The following is a 1,521-nucleotide window of genomic DNA, read 5'->3' as shown; positions in this document are numbered from 1 at the left end:
TTCGGCTGCCTGCGTTGTGCCAATTCCGTGATCACGCCGTTGATGTCGTCCTGGGTGAATTCACGCTGCTTCTTCGTGCCCTGCGCGCGTTCCGTTGCCCGAACCGGTTGTCCCTGATTCGTGCGCGCGGGGGAGCCGGAGATGCGCCGGTTGTCGCGTTGCGCCTGGATCGCCTGCGCGACCTGCAGCGCGTGACTCAGGCGTTTATGTTCGACGACCGCGCCCTGGTCGATCTCGGCCAGCCGGTCGTACTGCCTGTACGGCAGCACCCGGCCATCTGCGCGGATCTCGATGCGCCCGTCCGGGTACTCCCACACGTCGATGTAGCGGTGGATCAGTTTCCGGTTCTCCGGCGTGTCATCCAGCAGGTACATCACGCGGTCGTACTGAATGGTCAGCGATTTCGTCACCCGTCGCGTCTCGCGCCACGTCATCAGAAGGTCGAGATTCTCGTCACCCCGCAGCGGCCGGTGCGCGTCGAAATCGCTCTTCGGCGGCTTCGCGAAGCGTGCGTTGTAGGCGGCCATGAAGGAGGGCGCATACGCATTGGCTTCGACGATCGTGCTGATTCCGCGCAGTCGCAATTCCTTCACCAGCCGGTCCTGCAGCGTCAGGTGGGCGCGCTCGACGCGACCCTTCGCTGAGCTGCTGTTCGCGCAGAACGTGTCGATGTTCAGCTCGAACATCGCCCGGCCGAAATGCGTCACGCTGCTTCCCGTTTCATGGGCCTTGCCACTGCGAAACACGCTCGCCTTGTCGCTGTAGAACGCGCCAGGCTTGCCGTGGCATTCGATATACGCCCGCGTCGCCTCGAAATAGCTGAAGGTCGATTCGCTCGCCGTGAAGTGCAGATGCATCAGCCGGCTGGTCGCATCGTCGACGTACACGAGCAGTGTGCAGGCCGGCGCCCGTTCCTCGAACCACCGGTGATCGCTGCCATCGATCTGGATCAGTTCGCCCAGACACGCACGACGCGCCCGCGGCTGGTAGATCTTCGGCGGGCGCTGCCGGCGTGGTATCCACAGACCGGCGTCCGTCATCAGCCGTCTGACCGTTTCCTTGGCCATCCGGATGCCGTGGCATTCCCAAAGCTTCTCGCAGGCCAGCGTCGGTCCAAAATCGGCGTAGCGTTCACGAATGATCGCCAGCGCCTGCTGAGCCAGTCCTTCGTCCAGCTTCCGGTTGCCGGAACGGCCACGTCTGCGCGAGGCCAGTCCCGCCGCACCGGATTCCTGATAGCGGATCACCAGGCGCTCAACCTGACGTACGGTCAAGCCCAAGCGTTCGGCCGCGCGACCAGGCTTGAGGCCCATGTCGACAATGGCCTGGATGACCTTCAGACGGTCGAGTTCGCGCATGTTCAATGTCACCAGTGCAGCTGCATGCATGGCCGGCTCCATAGTCCCGCAGGGAACCGGCAAGCATACCGAGGCCAAAACACGACATTTCTAAATGGCTAGAACACGACATTTCTATAAAGCTACTACACCACATATGTTGATAATTCTTTTTATGTAAAAT

The 1,521-nt window shown here is 61.8% G+C and carries 1 protein-coding gene; it reads right to left on the bottom strand.

Features of this window, described 5'->3' with window-relative positions:
* Positions 1-1,388 (bottom strand): ISNCY family transposase (locus tag PQR42_RS45410; protein ID WP_408496074.1); only part of this gene is annotated, 1,388 nt, incomplete at its 3' end.
* Positions 1,389-1,521: the final 133 nt, after the last annotated feature.

The organism is Paraburkholderia sediminicola (assembly GCF_046027355.1).
In the GTDB taxonomy this organism is placed as follows: domain Bacteria; phylum Pseudomonadota; class Gammaproteobacteria; order Burkholderiales; family Burkholderiaceae; genus Paraburkholderia; species Paraburkholderia sediminicola_B.
Note: the sequence above shows the minus strand (reverse complement) of the source record. Positions and strands in the feature narration are given on the sequence as shown.